21 protein-coding genes are annotated in these 21,542 nt (G+C 45.5%); 6 read left to right on the top strand and 15 right to left on the bottom strand.

Going from position 1 to position 21,542, the window contains the following annotated elements:
- Nucleotides 1-150: 150 nt before the first annotated feature.
- The 6 genes from acsA to ACMXYR_RS07010 all read left to right on the top strand — a co-directional run bounded on the left by acsA (nt 151) and on the right by ACMXYR_RS07010 (nt 8,230).
- Complete coding sequence (gene acsA, locus ACMXYR_RS07035) at nt 151-1,899, top strand: acetate--CoA ligase (RefSeq protein WP_415903460.1); 1,749 nt, start codon at nt 151-153, stop codon at nt 1,897-1,899.
- On the top strand, nt 1,896-2,891 hold the full coding sequence (pdhA, locus tag ACMXYR_RS07030) for a pyruvate dehydrogenase (acetyl-transferring) E1 component subunit alpha (protein WP_415903459.1): 996 nt from the start codon (nt 1,896-1,898) through the stop codon (nt 2,889-2,891). The genes acsA and pdhA overlap by 4 nt, the downstream gene beginning before the upstream one ends.
- Nucleotides 2,884-3,876 (top strand): alpha-ketoacid dehydrogenase subunit beta, encoded by a 993-nt coding sequence (locus tag ACMXYR_RS07025; protein WP_415903458.1) that lies wholly within the window; start codon nt 2,884-2,886, stop codon nt 3,874-3,876. Before pdhA ends, ACMXYR_RS07025 begins: the two co-directional genes overlap by 8 nt.
- Nucleotides 3,873-5,039, top strand: coding sequence for a dihydrolipoamide acetyltransferase family protein (locus tag ACMXYR_RS07020; RefSeq protein WP_415903457.1), 1,167 nt, complete (start codon nt 3,873-3,875; stop codon nt 5,037-5,039). The genes ACMXYR_RS07025 and ACMXYR_RS07020 overlap by 4 nt, the downstream gene beginning before the upstream one ends.
- Nucleotides 5,036-5,284: an acyl carrier protein gene (locus ACMXYR_RS07015; protein ID WP_415903456.1), complete on the top strand. Its 249-nt coding sequence runs from the start codon at nt 5,036-5,038 to the stop codon at nt 5,282-5,284. Before ACMXYR_RS07020 ends, ACMXYR_RS07015 begins: the two co-directional genes overlap by 4 nt.
- An 81-nt stretch (nt 5,285-5,365) precedes the next feature.
- The gene (locus tag ACMXYR_RS07010) at nt 5,366-8,230 is read left to right on the top strand and encodes an AMP-binding protein (protein ID WP_415903455.1); all 2,865 of its coding nucleotides are present in this window, start codon (nt 5,366-5,368) and stop codon (nt 8,228-8,230) included.
- Nucleotides 8,231-8,317: 87 nt separating this feature from the next.
- Here the strand turns inward: ACMXYR_RS07010 and ACMXYR_RS07005 are convergent, their stop codons facing one another.
- The 15 genes from ACMXYR_RS07005 to ACMXYR_RS06935 all read right to left on the bottom strand — a co-directional run bounded on the left by ACMXYR_RS07005 (nt 8,318) and on the right by ACMXYR_RS06935 (nt 21,526).
- Nucleotides 8,318-9,448, bottom strand: coding sequence for an NAD(P)/FAD-dependent oxidoreductase (locus tag ACMXYR_RS07005; protein WP_415884654.1), 1,131 nt, complete (start codon nt 9,446-9,448; stop codon nt 8,318-8,320).
- 94 nt (nt 9,449-9,542) lie between these two features.
- On the bottom strand, nt 9,543-9,797 hold the full coding sequence (locus ACMXYR_RS07000; protein WP_415884340.1) for a CDGSH iron-sulfur domain-containing protein: 255 nt from the start codon (nt 9,795-9,797) through the stop codon (nt 9,543-9,545).
- Between the two features lie 115 nt (nt 9,798-9,912).
- Complete coding sequence (locus ACMXYR_RS06995; protein ID WP_415903454.1) at nt 9,913-10,719, bottom strand: hypothetical protein; 807 nt, start codon at nt 10,717-10,719, stop codon at nt 9,913-9,915.
- A 10-nt stretch (nt 10,720-10,729) separates the two neighbouring features.
- A complete protein-coding gene (locus tag ACMXYR_RS06990; protein WP_415903453.1) occupies nt 10,730-11,608 on the bottom strand; it encodes a metal ABC transporter permease in 879 nt (292 codons plus the stop codon).
- Nucleotides 11,608-12,327 carry a metal ABC transporter ATP-binding protein gene (locus ACMXYR_RS06985; protein WP_415903452.1) on the bottom strand — a complete coding sequence of 240 codons (720 nt, stop codon included), beginning with the start codon at nt 12,325-12,327 and terminating at the stop codon, nt 11,608-11,610. Before ACMXYR_RS06985 ends, ACMXYR_RS06990 begins: the two co-directional genes overlap by 1 nt.
- Nucleotides 12,327-13,235, bottom strand: a complete 909-nt coding sequence (locus ACMXYR_RS06980) for a metal ABC transporter solute-binding protein, Zn/Mn family (RefSeq protein ID WP_415903451.1) — start codon at nt 13,233-13,235, stop codon at nt 12,327-12,329. The genes ACMXYR_RS06985 and ACMXYR_RS06980 overlap by 1 nt, the downstream gene beginning before the upstream one ends.
- Entirely contained in the window at nt 13,228-13,740 is a 513-nt protein-coding gene (locus ACMXYR_RS06975) for a DUF6162 family protein (RefSeq protein WP_415903450.1), read from the bottom strand. The genes ACMXYR_RS06980 and ACMXYR_RS06975 overlap by 8 nt, the downstream gene beginning before the upstream one ends.
- Nucleotides 13,727-13,996 carry a hypothetical protein gene (locus ACMXYR_RS06970; RefSeq protein WP_415903449.1) on the bottom strand — a complete coding sequence of 90 codons (270 nt, stop codon included), beginning with the start codon at nt 13,994-13,996 and terminating at the stop codon, nt 13,727-13,729. The genes ACMXYR_RS06975 and ACMXYR_RS06970 overlap by 14 nt, the downstream gene beginning before the upstream one ends.
- Before the next feature lie 38 nt (nt 13,997-14,034).
- Entirely contained in the window at nt 14,035-14,871 is an 837-nt protein-coding gene (locus ACMXYR_RS06965; protein ID WP_415903448.1) for a DUF4198 domain-containing protein, read from the bottom strand.
- Complete coding sequence (locus tag ACMXYR_RS06960) at nt 14,871-15,374, bottom strand: DUF2271 domain-containing protein (protein WP_415903447.1); 504 nt, start codon at nt 15,372-15,374, stop codon at nt 14,871-14,873. Before ACMXYR_RS06960 ends, ACMXYR_RS06965 begins: the two co-directional genes overlap by 1 nt.
- Nucleotides 15,375-15,383: 9 nt before the next feature.
- Nucleotides 15,384-16,049 carry a PepSY-associated TM helix domain-containing protein gene (locus tag ACMXYR_RS06955; RefSeq protein ID WP_415903446.1) on the bottom strand — a complete coding sequence of 222 codons (666 nt, stop codon included), beginning with the start codon at nt 16,047-16,049 and terminating at the stop codon, nt 15,384-15,386.
- Nucleotides 16,050-16,191: 142 nt separating this feature from the next.
- Nucleotides 16,192-18,138: a TonB-dependent receptor domain-containing protein gene (locus ACMXYR_RS06950; protein WP_415903445.1), complete on the bottom strand. Its 1,947-nt coding sequence runs from the start codon at nt 18,136-18,138 to the stop codon at nt 16,192-16,194.
- Nucleotides 18,139-18,253: 115 nt separating this feature from the next.
- Nucleotides 18,254-19,594: a sensor histidine kinase gene (locus tag ACMXYR_RS06945; protein ID WP_415903444.1), complete on the bottom strand. Its 1,341-nt coding sequence runs from the start codon at nt 19,592-19,594 to the stop codon at nt 18,254-18,256.
- Nucleotides 19,591-20,316 carry a response regulator transcription factor gene (locus tag ACMXYR_RS06940; RefSeq protein ID WP_415903443.1) on the bottom strand — a complete coding sequence of 242 codons (726 nt, stop codon included), beginning with the start codon at nt 20,314-20,316 and terminating at the stop codon, nt 19,591-19,593. The genes ACMXYR_RS06945 and ACMXYR_RS06940 overlap by 4 nt, the downstream gene beginning before the upstream one ends.
- A gap of 4 nt (nt 20,317-20,320) precedes the next feature.
- Entirely contained in the window at nt 20,321-21,526 is a 1,206-nt protein-coding gene (locus ACMXYR_RS06935) for a tetratricopeptide repeat protein (RefSeq protein ID WP_415903442.1), read from the bottom strand.
- Nucleotides 21,527-21,542 lie beyond the last annotated feature (16 nt).

The raw sequence follows: 21,542 nt of genomic DNA, 5'->3' as shown, positions 1-21,542 counted from the left end.
GTTAATGGATGCCCTCTTCAAATAACCAAGCCTATTTATTGACTCGTCTCAACATTCGAGCACAAAACATCATTTCCAGACGGATATCGACTATCCTAAAAATGACCTTAAAACTGCAATGAACTAGCCGCTTTTGCCGAGGAGTTAAGGATGGCTTGTTTAGTAATAGATAAGGATACTGATAATGTTGTGCCCTCCCCTAATATGCGGGAATACTCAACAGAACTAACAGATTCACCCAACTGCCAAATTGATGGTCTACCAGATAATGCGGTTAACATCTGTTACGAAGCGGTGGATCGACACCTAGATAAAGGCCTTGCCGATAAAATAGCTCTCAGATGGCATAGCAAAACAAACCAACTGAAGAGTTTTACCTACGCCGAACTGGCTGCAGCGACCAGCCGCTTTGCTTGTGTACTTCAGCGACTTGGGCTTCAACCGGGAGACAGGGTATTCGGCTTAGCAGGCAGAACACCTGAGATTTATATCTCATTACTGGGCAGTTTGAAGTTTGGTGCTGTTTTTGCGCCACTGTTCTCCGCGTTTGGACCTGAACCTATCCGTTCACGCATGGAGATTGGCGATGCAGCAGTATTAGTGACAACAGAGCGACTGTATCGGAAAAAGCTTCAACATTGGATCAATGAATTAACCCCTTCTCCTCAAGTACTCTTACTGGATATAAAAGGAGAGCCCCCTGAAGGCTGCCATGATCTAAGCAAATTGCTAGCCGAGGCTGACCCAGACTTTCCGGTTTACTCAAGCTCGCCAGATGATATGGCCCTACTGCACTTCACCAGCGGCACTACTGGCAAACCCAAGGGAGCCGTACATGTTCATAACGCCGTACGGCACCACATTATTTCTGCCTACTATGCGCTTGATCTGCACCCTGAAGATATTTATTGGTGTACTGCGGATCCCGGCTGGGTAACGGGTATTTCCTACGGCATTATTGCTCCACTTTGCCATGGCGTAACACTGGTAATTGACGAAGCAGAATTTGACCCTGCCCGCTGGTACCAGCTATTAGAGCAAGAGCGTGTCAGCGTTTGGTATACCGCACCTACAGCGGTACGCATGCTAATGAAGGCCGGCGATCAGCTACCGCTCAAGTATGATCTCAGCCAACTGCGCTTTATGGCCAGCGTTGGAGAACCCCTCAACCCCGAGGCTGTCATCTGGGGAAATAAGGTTTTCGGTATCCCCTTTCATGATAATTGGTGGCAGAGCGAAACAGGTGGAATCGTCATCTCCAATTATGCTGCTATGCCGATCAAACCGGGATCGATGGGACGTCCAATCCCCGGACTTGAAGTCGCACTGATAAAGCGGACTGCTAACAACAGCATCCAGCTATTGAATGATCAGGAAACCACCGGCGAGCTAGCAATAAAGGCAGGCTGGACCTCAATGTTTCGTGCTTACCTTAATCAACCAGATCGCTACCAAAGCTGTTTTTCAGAGGGGTGGTATCTCTCCGGTGATTTGGCTCGACGGGATAGCGATGACTATTACTGGTTCGTCGGGCGCAGTGATGATGTGATTAAAACCGCGGGACATCTGATTGGCCCCTTCGAAGTGGAAAGTGTACTGATTGAACATCCAGCGGTCGCTGAAGCTGCAGTGATTGGTATCCCTGATCCTATTGTTGGCGAAATAATAAAAGCCTACGTGGCACTCAATTCAGGCTACCTCCCCGATGAAACTCTGAGGAAAACGCTGTTGGGGCATGCTCGCAAATATCTTGGGGCAGCAGTCGCACCAAAAGAGATTTCCTTTCGAGAGAATTTACCAAAAACACGTAGCGGTAAGATCATGCGACGTCTGCTAAAAGCTAGAGAGTTAGGGCTGCCGGAAGGCGACCTATCCACACTTGAGAGCGATGAGAAATGACTTCCCCAGACAAAAAAATCCATCTTGGTAAAGAGCACCTCTCGCAGCTGCTGTACCAGATGTTGCGTATCAGGCTGTTTGAAGAACGCTGCGCTGAACTCTATACCCAAGAGAAAATCCGCGGTTTCCTCCATCTTTATATAGGCGAGGAAGCGATAGCCGTTGGCGTGTGTCAGTCACTACAAAACGCTGACCGGATGGTATGTACCTATCGTGAACATGGCCATGCTCTCGCACGAGGTATGTCGATGACAGCAGTGATGGCTGAGATGTTCGGCAAAACCAATGGTTGCAGCCGCGGCCGTGGTGGGTCTATGCATCTGTTCTCTGATGAGCTGAATTTTTATGGCGGCAACGCCATCGTTGCAGGTGGGCTCCCTTTAGCGGTGGGATTAGCTCTGGCAGACAAGAAACTACAACGCGACAGTGTTACCTGCTGCTTTTTTGGTGAGGGAGCTGTTGCCGAAGGTGAGTTCCATGAAAGCCTGAATTTAGCGTGCCTATGGCAATTGCCTGTACTGTTTATTTGCGAAAACAATTTATATGCAATGGGAACAGCGCTCGAACGTTCCGAATCTGAAACAGAGCTTTATCGCAAGGCTGCCAGCTACGGCATGCCTGCCCAGAGCGTTGATGGTATGAACGTGGTGGATGTGGAAGTTGCTGCAAAGCAAGCGTTGGAGGCTATCCGTCAGGGTCAGGGACCACAGTTTTTAGAGTGCCGCTGCTATAGGTTTAAAGGGCATTCCATGTTCGATACTCAGCTGTACCGTTGCAAAGAAGAGGTTGAACAATGGCTCAGTAAAGGTCCGGTGGTACAGCTAAGCGACTGGATGGAAAAAAACTATCATTTATCTAAGCAAGACATCGATCTATTGAAAAACAAGATAAACCTAGAAATAGACCAAGCCGTAAGCGAAGCGGATCAGGGTGAATGGGAACCTATCACAGATCTTCTGCAAGGTGTTTATACGGAGGTTGATCATGACTAAACCTGCTCAGACCCTGAGTTATCGTGAGGCGGTACGAGAGGCACTGCGAGAAGCGATGGAACAAGATCCTACCGTATTCCTAATGGGCGAAGATGTTGGTCGCTACGGTGGTTGTTACGCAGTTTCTAAAGGACTGATAGATCAATTTGGTGAAGACCGAGTAATTGATACGCCTCTGTGCGAATCTGGATTTGTCGGTGCGGGTATTGGCGCAGCATTGGGAGGCATGCGCCCTATTATCGAGGTGATGACAGTCAATTTCAGTCTGTTGGCACTCGATCAGATCGTAAACAACGCCGCTACTATCCGGCACATGTCCGGTGGGCAGTTCAGTGTTCCATTGGTAGTCCGCATGGCCAGCGGTGCTGGACGCCAACTGGCAGCTCAGCACTCCCATAGTTTGGAATGTTGGTATGCACATGTACCCGGACTAAAAGTGCTGACCCCCGCTACAGTCAGCGATGCCCGCTATATGCTGCAGATGGCACTGAATGATCCTGACCCAGTCATCATCTTTGAACATGTGATGTTATACAACACAGAAGATCAACTTGTGCCTCACGAGCAGATTCCTCCAATGGAGCAAGCGGTAATCAGAAAAACCGGAAAGGATCTGAGCTTAATTGCCTATGGCGGTACTCTGGCAAAAGCTCAGCAAGCTGCTGAGACACTACTCAAAGAGGGCATTGATGCTGAGGTTATCGACCTTCGATGTCTACGTCCGCTGGATAAAAAAACGTTGCTAGAAAGTCTGAGTCGAACCCATAGAGCCGTTATTATCGATGAAAGCTGGAAAACTGGCGGGATGGCGGCAGAGATCAGCGCCCTGCTGATGGAGGAGGTATTCTGGCAGCTCGATGCTCCAGTCACCCGAGTATGCAGTCAGGAGGTTCCTATCCCCTACCCGGAACATCTTGAGCAAGCAGCACTACCCCAGGTAGAGGATATTCTTGAAGCTGTCAGACAGCTACCGGGGATAGTATGAGTAATTCGGTTTATGAGCTGACTATGCCTTCATTTGGCGCAGATATGGATCAAGGCCTGATTTTGGAGTGGCGAGTTAAACCAGGAGATAAGATCGATAAGGGTCAGGTAATCGCCATTATTGAAACTCAAAAAGGTGCTATCGACTTTGAAGCTTATACCGATGGTCAGGTTGAAGAATTACTAGTTGCAGAAGACCAAACAGTACAAGTAGGGACTCCGATTGCACGACTGACCGGGAAAATAGACGTTAATGCAGTAACTGATCCTGTCAAACCCACTAAAACTGAACGAACCCCCTTACAACCTGTTCCACATACTAGTGGGCATCAACCATCCACTAGTAACGCTAACCTCAGTAGACATTCAGCAACACCCTATGCTCGACATCTGGCTAAACATGCAGGGATAAACCTGACCGAAGTTAAAGGTAGTGGCCCAGCCGGCGCTATTCTGTCTAGGGATATCAAAAAAGCTCATCACACACCACATTCACCTAGCAAAGATTCAATGCGCGAGGCCATCACCGCTGCACTAAGTCGTTCCAAACGTGAGATCCCTCATTACTATCTGGAAACCACAATTGATGTGCAACAGGCAGATGACTGGGTACATGAATTTAACCGTGATCTACCGCCAGACCAACAGGTCCTACTCAATGCTTTGTTTCATTGTGCTGTAGCCAAAGCGCTGCGCAAATTGCCTGAATTTAATGGTTTTTATTTAGATGGGCATTTTTCGGAATCATCTGAAGTTCACTTAGCGACAGGAATCTCTATCCGAAGTGGTGGGCTTATATCACCTGCAATCCTCAACGCGGATCAGCTCGCACCTGCTGAGATGATGTCTCAGCTGAAAGATCTGAGTGACCGGGTACGCAATGGCGGCCTGCGTTCAACTGAGATGACCTTAGCCACTGCGACCTTAAGTAGCATGGGTGACCGCGGTGTAGAAAAGCTGTTTGGCATCATCTACCCACCACAAGTCGCATTGATTGGTATGGGTAAGCCGACTGTTCGCCCTTGGGTTGTGGGCTCTGAGGTCAAACCTCGCCTTTTGGTAACTGCCACGCTTGCTGCTGATCATAGAGCCACTGATGGAAGGCAGGGTGCTCGTTTTCTCAACCAACTGGGCAAGCTATTACAAAAACCGGAGAGCCTATGAATACAGAACAGATAAAAACAATTCTGCAGGAAGAGATTCTTGAACTTGCGCCAGAAGCAGATCTAGATCTACTGGATCAGGAAGATGATATGCGCGAAGAACTGGATCTGGATTCAATGGATTTCATGCGCTTATGCGTAGCACTGGGTAACAAGTTAGGTTTTCAGATTCCTGACTCCGACTTGACCAAAATATTAACTTTTGAATCCATGCTGGCTTATCTGTATGAACGGAGCAAAACGTGAACCCGCCCCCCGTTTATTTAATCGTGTTCTTAGCAAAATTAGCCTCGATAAATTACAGGCCCCTGGCTGCAGGCAAACGTTTTGTCCACTGACCCAATGCCTACCTCTCAGGAAAGTGCACTCCATGTTTTGCATCTGGTGAAACAGGTTGCGGCTGAATTACATCCAAATCAGCATTTTTCCAAAACATTAAATTTGGATAGTTCTCTAGATCGAGATTTCTCTTTCGATAGTCTTGGAAAGGTAGAACTTTTACTTCGACTGGAACAAAAGTTTAGGGTTGCTCTACCCGAACCCCTTCTTAATAGAGCGGATACTCCACGAGACCTGTTTAACGCTATTTTAAACTCTCAGGCTCGAACTATGAATTGCGCTCTACCCGAACTAGAGCAAGTACAACTAGAGCTGAAGGATACCAGCATAGCCCCAGAGCTGGCAGAAACCCTGCTAGATGTGTTGGAGTGGCAAAATCAGCATCACCCTGACCAAGTTCATATCACCTTGTACGATCCAGAAGGTGAAGGGCTGACAATTAGCTACAAACAATTAAAAACAGAAGCGTTGAAAGTTGCAGCAGGCTTACAAGCACTTGGGCTTCAACCACAGGCACCCGTTGTATTAATGTTGCCAACTGGCGCCGAGTACTTCTACTGTTTCTTTGGCATCCTCTATGCGGCGGGAATTCCCTGTCCTATTTACCCACCGGGGCGTAAAAGTCAGATTGAAGAGCACCTTAACCGACATGCCAGTATTGTTCGGAACAGTGGTGCAGAGATAATGATTACACCTGAAGATGCGCTCCCTTTTGCAGGTCTTTTACGCAATCAGGTGACGTCGCTAAACCATTTGGTCACTCCTGAAAATATGCAGCAGCATTTAGAAGAACTTACCTTACCAAAAATACACCCACGGGATATTGCTTTCTTACAGTACACTTCCGGCAGCACCGGCACCCCGAAAGGCGTAATCCTGACCCACGCCAACCTTCTCGCGAATGTCCGAGCAATGGGCGAAACGGTACAGGCTAATGCCAATGATGTATTTGTCAGTTGGCTCCCCCTTTACCATGATATGGGCCTAATAGGAGCTTGGTTTGCCAGCCTCTACCATTCCGCTCACCTAGTGATAATGTCACCATTAAGTTTTATTGCTCGCCCGCAACGATGGCTGGAGGCGATTCACCGTTATCACGGCACTCTGTCAGCCTCACCAAATTTTGGTTATGAGCACTGCAGTAGACTAGTTGACCCCAAGGACTACCAACATCTGGATCTATCCAGTTGGCGTTGCGCGTTTAATGGCGCAGAAGCCGTGAGCCCTCAGACTCTTGAGGCATTTTGTCACCGTTTTTCCTGCCTTGGTTTTTCTGCCCGTTCGATGATGCCTGTTTATGGATTAGCTGAAAACAGTGTTGGACTGGCTTTTCCGCCACTGGCACGCGGGGCAAAACTCGACTGCATCAATCGTGATCGCTTTAGCTTAACAGGGTACGCAGACCCCGTTTCTTCAACAGATCCATCAGCAATATCCATAGTTAACTGCGGCCTAGTTATCCCTGGCCACCAACTTAGGGTTGCAGACAGTCGCAATCGGGAATTACCAGATCGGCAAGAGGGGCATGTACAATTTAAAGGGCCATCAGCAACTTCTGGATATTATCGAAACCCAGAAAAAACAGCCGGTTTATTTAAAGGAGACTGGCTGGAAACTGGAGATCTTGGATATATCGTTGACGGAGAGCTCTACATTACCGGTAGGCAAAAAGATCTAATAATTCTGGCCGGCCGAAACATCCACCCATCGGAATTGGAGAACGTGGTTTCAGAACTAGAAGGGGTGCGAAAAGGAGGGGTGGTCGCATTTGGTAGTCAGAGTGAAGAATTTGGTACTGAGCGATTGATTATCGTTGCTGAAACACGCTTAAAGGCTGCAGACGCACTAAATGCTATCAGGGCAAAAATCAATCAAGCCTCTTTAGATCTGCTAGGTTTGCCTGCAGATGAAATCTGCTTAGTCGCCCCAAATCAAATATTAAAAACATCCAGCGGCAAGGTACGCCGCGCAGCCTGCAAAACGCTATATGAATCAAACCAGTTAGGCAAAAGAACTGGCAATATCCGGCTGCAATGGCTGAAGATCGGACTGGCATCCATCCGCGGTAAGTTAACACGCTTCTTTTTAGACGTTCTGGATTATGCATTTGCTGGCTACTGCTGGCTGGTGTTCACTACATTGGCATTAGTGTTCACTCCCATCGCCCTTTTGTTTTCAAAACTGGACCTTCGCTGGGACGCACTCAGCCTTTGTATACGACTTATGTGCATGCTGACAGCCATCAAAGTTAAGGTAGAAGGTCTGGAGAATCTACCGGCTAAAGGGCAGCCTTCTGTCTTTGTAGCAAATCATGCCAGTTATCTAGATGGCTATCTCATACTTGGTTTTCTGCCCAGAGCTGTCCGTTTTGTGGCTAAAGCAGAATTAAAAAGCAATAAGCTGGTGGCCTTTTTGCTTAACAAGATCGGAGTAGAGTTTGTAGAACGCTTTAACGCCGAACAGGGATATGCGGATATCACGAGGCTTTCGGAAGACACAATAGAAAAACGCTCTTTGTTCTTTTTCCCTGAGGGTACATTTTCCCGTGTTCCCGGTCTGCGCTCCTTCCACCTAGGAGCATTTATTACTGCGTGCCAGAAGAAGCTTCCCGTTATACCCATAGGAATAAGGGGAAGCCGAAATATACTCCGCGCAGATAGTTGGTTCCCAAGACGGGGGCATATCATTATCTCCATTGGTAAGCCGATCTATGAACCACCAGAAGAAGGGGTCTCTCCATGGCAAAGCGCCATCAAGATGCGGGATTTAACCCGTGTAGAGATTTTAAAATTAACTGGCGAGATTGATCTGAAATCCGAAGAGCCTATGAACAACGTTGCGGAAATTGAATAAAGTTTAATAGGGACAAGGATCAATGACTAAAGCTGGTATATGACACCAGCTTCCGACATTATAATCGCTTGCATATCTCAGATAGATTTAAACAACCTGCCCTGCTGCAAATCCAGATGCCCACGCCCACTGGAAGTTATGACCGCCCAGATGACCGGTTACATCGAGACACTCACCAATAAAGAATAGGCCCGGTGCTTTTTTAGCTTCCATGGTTTTCTGGTTAATTTCATTGGTATCGATACCACCTAGTGTCACTTCCGCTGTACGATAACCTTCAGTACCTGAAGGTTTGATCTTCCACTCACGGAAAGCGCTGTTGATCGCATCCAGATCTTTATTGGATTGGTTACCCATAATGCCGCTAAAGCCGAATAGCTGGCAGAGAATCTGTGCCATACGCTTACTCATCTGCTGCGCCATGATGGTGGTGATTTCCGCTTTTGGACGCGCTTCGCGTTGCTCTTTTAACCATGTAAGCAGATCAAACTCTGGGAACAGGTCTATCTCAACTTCGCCACCAGGTTGCCAGTAGGAGGAGATCTGCAAAATAGCAGGACCACTTAAGCCACGGTGGGTAAAGAGCATACTTTCGATAAAGCTGGTTTTACCGATAGTCGCTTTTACCTTGTGAGATACACCCGAGAGTTCTTTAAGTACCTCTTTCTCTTTTGGCTGTAGGGTAAAAGGCACTAACGCTGCTGTTTTAGGTAGTACTTTTAGATCGTACTGCTCAGCGATATCGTAAGCAAAGCTGGTAGCTCCGCCATTGGGAATCGATAAACCTCCAGTCGCAATAACGACAGATTCAGCTTTGATCGGACCAGATGATGTTTGCAGTAAGTAACCCTCTTCCTGCGGCTCGATACCATTGACGCTCAGCTCGGTACGGATCTCATTACCCGCCCATTCTGATTCGGTCATTAAAACCCGAAGAATCTCTTTACTGGATTCATTACAGAACAATTGGCCGAGTGTTTTTTCGTGATATTCCACACCATGACGATCAACCAGATCGATAAAGTCCTGCGCTTTATAACGACTGAGAGCAGATTTACAAAAATGAGGATTCTGCGAAAGGAAGTTAGCGGGACCGTTATGAATATTGGTGAAGTTACAACGTCCACCGCCGGACATTAGGATTTTTCGGCCAACTTTTTTAGTGTGTTCGATAACAAGAACAGAACGTCCTCGATAACCAGCAGTAGCGGCACACATCAGGCCTGAAGCTCCGGCTCCGATAATTACTACATCGTACTGTGTCACACGCTTTCTCCACTGGTTTGAAAGCGCGCTATCTTACCACAAGCTATTATTTTTCAGGTTTGTTTTTATGGCTACCGTCGCAGAGTGGCTGTGTTTTTGTTTGCTTGCACATACAAAGCCAAACCTCACCATCCTCTTCGGCTTCAAAGACGACGGGATCTATTCCTGTGCCTTGATGAGAGCCATCACAAAACGGTTGATCACCCGAGCGACCACAAGCACACCACGCATAAGTCTGCCCCGCTTCTAAGTGAATTTTGACTGGGGCATCTGCTGCCCTATGAACGGGTGAATGAGACATCGTTATGCTCCTCTACTGAATATTCCGCCGTCCTTAGCAGCATTTAGTGCTATCGCTATATTCAGTAAACGTAGAAGAGCAATTTCAATTGTTCAAATTTAGAACAATACAATTATTAATGCTGAAGCGCTTGATCAAGCTGATTAAGATTATTTGATAGCCACTGTGCAAGATCCGTTTTCAGTGGTTTGATCGCTGTATCCACCAGCCATAAACCCGATTGTGGCTCGAGTTTTTTACTCTTAGATTTGATCTGCAATGCCTCGCTACACTCCTCTTCCACTGGCAAGTAAGTGGCTTGCGCTAGCGGTTGAAGTTTAGGGTTATCGAGGCAAACAGCGACAACATCATGCTCCAGGAGTGTCTCATCTAACTTAAGAGCATAATCACTGATCTGTTTTTGCAGTGCCATTTGGTTTGAACGAATAGTCGGTGCATGCTCCGGCCAGATACGCTGAAATTCACGCGCAACGATCTGACTCATTACACGAAGATTATCAGGCGCTAACCAAAAGTACGTACTCTGTTCTAGATCTTGAGCACTTAAACTTACTTGAGCCCCACCTGGCAGAATCTCTTGCGCCGCATCTACATTGATAACACGAACATTTGTCGATCTTAGATGCTTAAACAAAGCGTATTCCGGCCAAATTGACTCAATTGATACCACAGCAGTTACAGCACCTTGTTTTGAGATAGCCGCGCCACTTTTATGTTTCAACCAGTTGTTAATTCGGGACACCGGTAAACGTTTTGGTGGCAGATATACCGCCTGGATATCCGTGCCCTCAAGCAGGGCTTGGTTAATGGCATGGATGATAGGCATTGCCGACGCAACACGTTGAGACTCTGCCTTATTTGCCGCGGCAGAATAACCCGACAACGTCAGCATTAAAGCGACCAAAATCAGCTTAATTTTCATAACAGGAACTCTAAGCAAAACTACGAATACGATTGGTAATAACAGCTAACACAAACCCCAAACTGGCCAATAACACAATGGCCGCCCCGGATGGTACGGGTAGCTCTAAGGCCATAGGTAAGATGATTCCGGCCAAGCAACAGATGGTTGAAAGCAAGATATTGGTCCAGAAAAACTGTCTGATATTTCGGGTAATTAAACGAGCGGTTGTCGCTGGGATTAACAACATTGCCCCTACAAGAATAGCTCCGGCAATTTTGACAGCCGCAACGGTAATTAGAGCGATTAGCACAACAAATGCGTAATCGAACAAACGCGTGTTGATACCGTTCACTTGCGCCAGCTCTGGGTTCAACGAAGCAAGCAAAGCCTGATTACCGAAACAAACCGTTAGTAATAGACAGATTGCACCAATCACCGCGAGTATGAATAAGTCCTGATCCTGTACGGTCAGTATCGAGCCGAACAACACGTTCTCAAGAATATGAACATTCACCTTACGCGCCACATAAAGCAGCAAGGCAGCGCCCATTGCGATAGCTACAGCAAGAAAGACCCCAACTAACGCATCGTACGGCACCTGTGTACGGCTTTTAATCCAATGAAGTAACAGAGCAAAGATCAAGCAGAAGCTGAATAGAGACGCATAAGGATGCGCTGCAGGCTCGCCTAACAAGATACCAATCGCGATACCTGTTAAAGCTGCGTGACCTACTGCTTCAGAGAAGAAAGCGAGGCGTTTGATCACTACCAAGCTGCCCATGCCCCCAAGAAGAGGGCCAATAATAAGTGCAGCTACTAAGGCATTGATCAAAAAGCCATATTCAAAAATGCTAGGCAACGTTCCTTGAGCCTGCATTTCAAAGGCCCAATTTCGTAGTGCTTCCATCAGGCTACCGCCTCCATCTCTCTTTTTGAGGATGAATCAAACGAAGCCCCAACGATGCCAAGATCAACCTCACTTGGAAGTCCCATACCAACTAAGCCACCATTGATAAGCAACACGTTATCGGCATGCTCTCGGACAAATTTCATATCATGATGAACTACCACCAAGGTTTTACCTTGCTCTCGAAGATTGAGCATCAGATCTGTAATCAATGCTTGGCCTTCTGCGTCCAGACCCGTCATTGGTTCATCCAAGAACCACAGATCTGAGGAGCGACTCAGTGCTTGCGCAAACATCAAACGCTGCCTTTCACCACCGGATAACTGTCCAAGCTGTAGTTCTGCTTTGCCCTGTAAGCCAACGGTTTCTAATAATTCCAAAACAGTATCTTGATTCTCTGTACGTCGACGAAAGAACACCGGTTTGCGGCTTAAACCGGCACTGAGGAAGTCTGAAATTGTTACAGGTAAGACTTGGTCAAATCGCGGCTGTTGCGGGATATAGGCAGGCCTTTGCGCTTTATTCATCCAAGCGCGTTTTATTTCGCCTTGATGGGGAGTTAAACCTAACATGGATTTTAGCAACGAGGTTTTACCTGCACCGTTAGGGCCAACCAGCAGATGCATTTTGCCAGCAAATAATTCAGCTGTGATAGGCGATAAAATCTGATTACCTGCAATACTCAGGCTTACATTATCTAATTTGATTGAAGGGCCCATTATGCGGTTCCTTCATCGGCTAATGCACTTTTAAGCGCCTCAACTAAAGTTTTTAAGTTGTGTTCCATCTCACGATAAACAAGTTCAGCATCGTACTCGCCGAATGTCAGATGTGAGAAATGGTACAGACCTATCCCCGTTGCCTTTTCTACCGTTTCAACATAGCGATAATCCATGCTTAGCTCGGTAAAGAGCACTTGTACTTGGGCATCGCGGATACGGTCGATTGTGCCTTGTAGCTGACTCGCACTTGGCTCTACCCCATGGGCTGGCTCGATCACTGTGTCTATGCCAATACCAAATTCCTGCAAAAAGTACCCATATGCGTTATGAGTACTCGCAATGCGAATTCCACTCAAATCCAAGCCGTTCAGCGCTTCAGTATATTGGTTCTTAAGTTTTCTAAGTTTGCGCGCATATTGCACCGCATTTTTCTTATAGAACGTGGCATTGTCTGGATCCAATTCACCAAGGTTTTTAGCAATGGTATAGACCTGACGGATAGCCGCACTTATCGACACAAAAGTGTGAGGGTTCCAAGCACCTACAGTATTTTCGGCAGCTAATAGAGGTACATCCTGATTAGCCAGAATCACCTTAATCTTTTTACGCTGCTTACCGTTTTGAGCTTCGAACGCTTCAAGTGCTCTAAACGCAAACTCATCATGACCAATGCCATTCACCACTAGAGCGTCCATTGTCATTAAACGTTTAAGGTCCGCTGGTTGAAGCTCATAACTATGAGGGTTAAAACCCGCATCAACTAAAGGCACTATTTCCGCTCTATCCTTAACGATGTTAGAAACGTAAGCGTAATAAGGGTGCAGCGTGATACCAACCTTCAATGGCTCCGCCATCAACGCACTGGGAAACAAAAATAAAGAAAATGTAATTAAACGCTTAATCATGAGTGGAAGCCGTTTCCCAGTGTGTTAACTGATCGCAATTTGGAGTGTTTGTTGCTGTTTTTCGCCAATAGATCTCGGAATGATCATTGTGTATTTTCAAGACAAACTCGCGGGAACCTTCTTTGGAGGAGCGACCGAAATAACAAATAGAATCAAGAAGATTCCACGTGTAGGCAACGAAAGTACCGTTACTGTCAGCAAACGGTGGCAGTTCTTGTTCAATCAGCTCTGAAACAGTTGGCAGACTGCCATCATCGGATAGAAACATAATCTCATCGGCAGCATTTCTTAGAGCGGTCAAAACCGCTTTGCCTTCAACATCAAGTTCAAGATGTTTTTGCGGTGCTAAACTCGGAGCCTGATTATTCTGCAAAACATAGCTAGCGATAGAAAGGATGATCACGATACTGCCGAGCAGCCAGTAACTTTCAACACGACCATTATCGGGCCTGACAACCTCAACCATTCCGCCCTCTTGCAGTGCTGAGGTTTTAAAGCTCGCCATAATCAACCTCTACGGGGAATTCATGCCCCGAATCGAACTGAATATAGAACTCACCTTCAGGCTGCTGGAAGCGAACTTGAGAGTACTTATCGGCTTTTTTAGACACCAGTAAGGTCTCATCATAGTCATAGAGCTTAACTGGCTTACCCACCGCCTTAGTGCCATCACTAAAACCGACATGACATAGAATTTCAGCTGATTCTTGCTCGCAAGTCATAACCGGGTAATGCGCAAGTGCAGATGCACTTGCGCTCATTAATATCCCTATTAATCCGTGTTTTATTGCTTTAAGCATTACTCAGGTAAAACCTCAAAACTTACGAAACGGATCGCATACTGGTAGTCAGCCAGATCACTCTTAATTGGACTTTTTAGATCAGCACCAACTAACCATGGGCCCGCTTGCTCTGGTGTGAAGATGATTTTGCCATCTTCAGCGGTAGTAACTGGGATAGCACCACGTTCGCTGCGGTACTTAGTTCCAGCAGGTGTCACTTCAACATCAACACCCGCCACAGGTTTACCATCCAATAGCATGGTGAATTCAACTTCTTCGCCCACAACAATATCGTTTGGATGTGTATCTAACTGCATCTCCAAACCTTTGCCTTTAACCTCAGTCACAAGGTCTGTCGGCGCGTTATTGGTAATGTATGTTGCAGTTACCATATCGATCAATAAGGTAGAAACATCGCGGGCATTTTTAGGTAGGCGCTCTTTAGCTTCGATCTTATCCGCCATCATGCGCTTAGGGGTGTCGCGTTTACCCGATTTATAGCTAGTGAAGTAGTAAGGCAGGCGCTTACCTTCGATTTTATAAGTACCCGGCTGATCGATATACAGATCAAATACGCTACGACGATGACCTTTAAAATAACTGCCTAGTGTATTGCGATCGCCATCAGGAGAAAAAACTAGGAAGTGATCTAGCGGTACACCTTTATCAAAACCAAAAACACTATGAGAGGCACTTACATCAGCAGTGATCCATTCACCCTGCCCCTCTTCCGTTGATACCGAAAACTCACTTGGCAAGATCCATAACGGATGCGCCTGCGCTGTAGCAGAAACACCCAATGCACCTGCTAATAAACATCCCTTAAACGTACGGCCTAGTTGCTTGATCATCATTATTTACTTTCTCCAATACTGATACTAACTGGCCCTAGCTCTGCACCGGCATCCAGTTTATAAACCCGTTGTCCTTTACCTAAAGAAACCTTCTGTTTAAGAAGCGTACGATCACCGTGTTCACGAACTGCTTCTAGATACAGAGTGTATTCGCCTGCTGGAAGTGCTTTACCTTGGTTATCGGTACCATCCCATGTCAGCGTGTAGTCACCGGGTGCACGGGTTGCTCCGGTAACACCATCAACCGCTTGGCCATATCGGCCTGCTTTACGCCACCAGCGACGGATATCTTTAAGCCATTTTTTATCGTCAAACCAAACGGTGACAGTGCTTACCGCTTTACGCTGGCCTTTTTGTTCTACCCATACGGCAACAAATGGACGCTGGTATTTAGCCGTGGTAATTTGTGGCACGGTTAATTCAATTTGATGGCTATCAGCTGCGATGGCTGAATGACTCATCAACCCAATGCTTAGCAACAGCGAAGAGATCGTTCTTTTCATAAAAATTCCTTAGCCCATCAAAAGCCAAACATAAGCCAGCGCCATTGAGCCGGTACCGATTACGCTCATTGCAAACAGCTTGTTACGCTTTTTCTTTTGAGGGATGACTAACCAAAAGCCAGTTAAAGTAAAAATCAGCATGAGCAGCGCAGAAATATCGATAAATCCGCGCCATAGCTCGCCGCTGTAACGCCCCATATGAAGATCATTTAACGTCGCAATAACACCGTAATTTTGTTGCTCAACGATGACTTCACCGGCTTCAACGTCGGCCTCTACGATGCTGTAACCACCTGGGCGTTTAATATCTATAACGAGAAAACGCTCCTCTGCTTCCCATTCGTAACTTACCTTGTTGCCATAGATGCCATGCTCAGAACTAAGCCATTTACGCAGCTGATTAGCCTGATCAAGCGGTTCTGTATCCCATATCCCCTCAACTAAAAAAGAATCAGGCATATCTACACTCAATTGCTTTGGTGCATCTGCACTTTCAAACCAATCTCTGTGATTCAACGTGATACCCGTGACCGTAAAAAACAGCATGATCACGAGCATGAACATAGAGGTATAACTGTGAAGCCAGCGGACTAACCGATTAGATTTCCCTTTAGGCTGAGATTTAGACTTGGGCTGAGTCTTTACGTTTGGCTGTTGTGTAAGGATCTGGTTCATTGGAAAGACAAAAGAGAATCAAAACCATTACGATAACCGATTCCCGATGTAAGGCTTTAATATCGTTACAATCTTTACAGAAAAGCAGCGCCCTACTTCGTAGAGCGCTGCCACCTTAAATCCCTGAAGGGGAAGGGATAGATTAGAACGTATAAGCCGCAGTTAACTTAACATTACGACCTGGTTCATAATCGTTTAGATGAAGATCCCCAAATAATGGATGGAAAGTATCACCTATACGAGATGCATGAGATGTATAGTGCTCATCAAATATGTTTTCTACACCAAAGGTCAGGTTAAGACCGTCAACCTGCTTAGGTGTCCAACGAGCTGAGATGTTATGTACATCATAAGATGGTTTATCAAAGTGCTCTTCTTTGATCGTTACAAGCGAGGTCCAATTAATCGCTAGATCTTGCGCTGGCATGTGGTAATCAAGCCCCAAAGAGATGCTATCTCCCACTTGGCGACCTAATGGGTCGTCTGTTACATCATTAGCTGATTCTGAGTGCGCATAGGTAAAGCGAGCATCGAAGTTCCCCTTACTCAAACCTAAGCTAGTTTCGAAACCCTGAATGCGATAATCGCCAATATTCTGAAGTGCATTACTACCATCATCGATGTAATCATCAACATCAGTACGGAAGATGGTTAAAGCGAAGCTTAAACTATCCAAACCGAAACGCTGACGATCTTCAAATGTGATGCCAATTTCAGAGTTTAAACCCGTCTCTGGCTTCAATTCGTTATTTTCAACAGTTGATACCGGAACAAATACCTCGGACAAGTTAGGCCCTTGGAAAAGCTCTGTAGCACTCGCTCGCACAGACCAAGCGTCAGTCAGAGGATAAACAGCATTCAAACCAAATGTTGTTTCAGTGAATGTTTCATCAGATACCGCTGTATCAAGCTTGTAACGGTTATAGCGAACGCCTGGAGTCAACGCTAGGCCATTAGAAAATTCAATCTCATCTTCGACATACACTGCGTAGGACTTGGCTTTTTCTGTATTTACAGTAACAGAGTCATCCTGCAGTTTTGTTTTCTGACGGTAAACTTCAAAACCATAGCGAACATTATGTGTTAGCTCTTCACCTGTAATGATGGATTCAGCAAGAACATTTACACCACGATGAACCGCTTCACCCTCACGATAGCGATATGTCGCAAAAGGGTTGTTTTCCTCATCGCGCCATAAATTCATATCATTTTCATAGACAGTGGCGCGTAGATTCAGCATATCACCAAGATCAAGTTCATAACCCAGCGTCATTGTTTGACGTTCAAATTCAGTCGGGTAAACAGTCGTACCTGTGATTGATGAATTAGTTGAAGCACCCATATCTGCACGAGGCGCGTAGTCACCTTCATCAGTGTACTTGTCATAACTAAATTCGATACGGTTAGACTCATCAATATCGAGGCCAAAATTAACTAGGCCATTATCAATTTCGCCATCATTACCCACACTTTCAATCCCAGAACCATCCTCTGGGTTATCTCTGTCAACTTGATTCAAATAAATAACAGCGTCTAATGCTTCATTTAGCTGGCCATAGGCTGTTACAGAATAATTATGGTAATCATTACTTGCGTAACCAGCACTGATACGTGCACCGATTTGCTGACCATCATGCAAAAGATCTTTTGCATCTTTTGTTTCAAAAGCGACGCCACCTGAAAGACCACCGGTCAAAACAGAATTGGTACCTACCTGAAGATCAACAGCTTTTAGAATATCCGCATTAATTAACAAGTTACCCATATGGTGGTAAACGTTGTTGTTCTGCTTTGCTCCATCAATCGTAATATCAAGATCATAATCTTCCATACCACGAATATTGATTCGCTGATTAAGGGAATGAGCACCACCAATATCTACACCAGCCTGATCTCGAAGCAGATCACTCAGATGGTCTGCCTGTTTAATCTCAATATCATCGCTCAACATCGTCGAAGCATTACTGATCTGAGTACCCCAAACTTGTACCTTTTGACCTTCAACTGCTGACGAATCTGCCCATGTTTGAGTTGCTATGCCAATGGCTAAAACCAATGGCAATTTCTTAGCGCAAATATGCGTTTTCATTGTTCATACCACTTAATCTAAATGCGAATCGAGTGCATTATTAATTAGATATAAAGTAGCAGTTACAACATTTACACTTCTTACAAAAATAACGCTAAATTTTGGAGGGCTTTATTTAACGAGGTAGCTTAATATTAATGTCCAACCCACCGTATTGATTCAGGCTCGCCTTAATAGAACCACCCAGCATTTGAATTTGCCGCTGGCATAAAGCTAAACCTAATCCAGCCCCGCCAACATCACGGCTACGGGCCTTATCAGTACGGTAGAAAGGATCGAAGATCTTAACTAGATCATTTTCGGGTACGCCTGGCCCCCGATCAGACACACAGATATTCAGCTCATTACCCTTTTCAGAACAAGTCAGCTCAACAGGTTGATCAGCGGGACTATATTTCATCGCATTTCTTATCACGTTCTCCAATGCTTGAGAAAGCGCTTGTTGCGATGATTCTGAAACGTTCAGAGCTTTAGCATAGTTACGGATTAATGTTCGGCCAGAGTACTCAAAAAGAGCATCGTCACATATCAGATCCAGCAAGGTAGCTAGATTAAACGCCTCACTTAGCTCAACTTCTGGATCTCCATCTAGCCATGCTAGAGTCAACGCATCTTCAACTAACTGATGCATTTGATCTACTTCACGTTGAAGCCTAGGTAAAAGCTCCTTAGATTTTTCTTGATCATCCCGGCATATCTCAATCGCTAGCCCGATTCGCGTCAGCGGAGTTCTCAGTTCATGCGATAGATCACCCAAAAGCTGTCTCTGAGAATTAACCAAACGCTCTACCCTTGCAGCCATACTGTCAAAAGATTCGGCGACTTGGGTTAATTCGTCTTTACGATTATCTGGCAGATTTGGCAACACACGTGCAGAAAGATCGCCTGAAGCTAATTTTAAGGTGCCTTGATTTAAGGCCTCTAAAGGCCGCATTAGGTATCTATAAGCTATCCAGCAGAAAATCAGAATGATGAAAGAAGGTATTACAATGGTCAGTAGGCTATGCACTAGATCAGTATCTACCTTTGGATACATCTCCCTTGGTAGCTCAATTACAAAGGTGCCGGTTTGCTGTTCTAGAGGAATTCCAATAAGAACATTTTCCATGAATTCATGGACTGGCCAGTACACATAACGCTGAAAGCCTATTTTGCTTTGTAAAGCCTCAGGAATGGGTTGGCTAGAGATAATGGTGTTATCTGCTGTTACTAATGCAGACCATGTCTTTAAATCTTTTTCGACTTGCTCCGTGAGTTGGAGAACAGATTTTGCGCCTTCAGTTTTAAATCGCTCGCCAGCGTCCTTAGCTAAAGATTTTAACCTCTCCTGACTATCTTCAGATATTTCAGTCATCCCAATAGTCACTTCATATGAGAGATGGTGAAGACTAGAAAAGATAATCAATGATACAGCTAATAAGCTAAAGCTAAGCTGCCAGAATAATCTCCGGCTCATTGATAACAGTATCCTTGACCACGAACCGTTTTGATCTTCTGTTCGTCAACAAGTCCCGCCATCTTCGAGCGAAGATTACTAACATGCATATCTAAACTTCGGTCGTAGCGACTAAAAGGTTTACTTAAAATTAACTGGTAAAGGTAAGGCTTTGTCAGTATCTCATCTTTATGAGTGATAAATGTCTTTAACAAGTCATGTTCGATCGGCGTCAGTTCGATATCGCCGTTAGCTGACTGCAAACACTTGTTCTTTGAATCAAGCTTGATAGGACCATCCGAGATAACTCCATCCGCTTTATCAACCTTATTAGATTTGCTTCTACGAAGCAGCGCCTCAACCCTAAGCAACAACTCTGTCATATTGAATGGTTTGGGGAGATAATCATCCGCACCGCCCTTAAACCCTTCGATACGATCTTGCTCAGCACCACAAGCAGACAACATAACAACCGGCGTATCGCGATATTTGCGTAAACGCTGTAGAACTTCTAAACCATCTAATTCAGGTAGCATTTTATCTAGAAGAATCAGATGAAAGTTCTGATTGATTGCCGTAACTAAGCCCTCACGACCGGTAAAGCTCTGCACCGTATGGTAGCCTTGCTTTTTGAGAAGCTCAGACACAGAATTACTTACCTCACGATCATCCTCGATCAAGAGAATACGCGCAGGATTAAAATTCTTGATCCCTTCAAGGGCTCTAACCGGTGCTGATGTCATAGGTTCATCCTTTCGCCTGAAGATCCATTTCCATCTGATCTAAATACCGAATCCAATTCACTGCCATTTTCCCGTACTTAGCATCACCTTCTGCTGCTGCTAAAGATATTCTCGCTTGCTCAAAATGTTTTTGATTAATTTGAGCTATACCCTGCATTAACTTAATTTGAGCTACTTTTTTAGGTTTTCGCGTCAACAGATTAGAAAGCGTTTTCTCCGCTTGATCCCACTGTTTCTCTTGCAGCTGAATTTGAGCCAACTGCAAAGACACTTTCTCACTTGGTGCGATAAGGTTTAGCTTCGAAAGTACTTTAATCGCCCTGGGCTTCTCTTGCGCGCGAATCCAAGCACTGCTTAACAGCCTTAAATTTTTGCTGTTTTGCTTGATAACACCTTTTTGGAAACCCTGCTCGATCACTCTAGCGGCATGATAAGGAATGCCCGAACGGAGCATTAATTGAGCAAGAAGCTCATAATCTTTAGCCGTCACCAGCAGTTTTCTCTCATAGCCCAAGCGCTGAGTCGCAAGTGCAGATTTACGATCCCCTGCTTGTATTTGCAGAGAAACCAACTGACGCCATTGCTTGGGATTAGAGGAGTAATGCTGAATCACAACTTGCTGCTGTTTAGCGGCCTGCTTCCACTGCTTAAGCTCAATATGCGCAGCTATTTTCAGCTGATACCAGCTTTCTGGTGCAATCCCTTTGTAACGAATCGCTTTAGTGATGTGCGGTAACAAGGATTTCCAACGTTTTAACTGACTATAAGCCTGAGCCATCATCAGATGATCATTCGCTTTTACTGAAACACCAGGGCCCGCCATCCATTGTTGAAGATTAGAAACACAGCTTTTCCAAGCTTCTTGCATACAATAAAGCTGGCCCAGAGTACGCAGTAAATTAATCTGTTGTGCATCAGGCAAGGCTTTTAAAGCCTGAGTAGCTTTCAGATACTTAATTGCAGAGGAATAACGCTCCTGCTGGAGAGCAACTTGAGCAAGATTATGCTGCACAAGCGCTTTAGCATAATCAGACTTAACCTTTTGCTCAGCAGCCAACAATTGCTGATTCGCTTGTTTCCACTGCCCCGCCTCCATTGATTTAAAGGCAGTATTTAGCTGTTTGTACTCAGCAGAAGACAAAGAAGGTTTCGCTGCATGCCCTTGAAGAGCAAACAACAAAAAACAAACTGTAATGAATGATCGCAACATATTTCTATACTGTTCT

The organism is Neptuniibacter sp. QD29_5, assembly GCF_047778125.1.
Classification (GTDB): Bacteria; Pseudomonadota; Gammaproteobacteria; order Pseudomonadales; family Balneatricaceae; genus Neptuniibacter.
The sequence above is the reverse complement of the archived record's forward strand: the minus strand, read 5'-3'. Positions and strand labels throughout refer to the sequence as shown.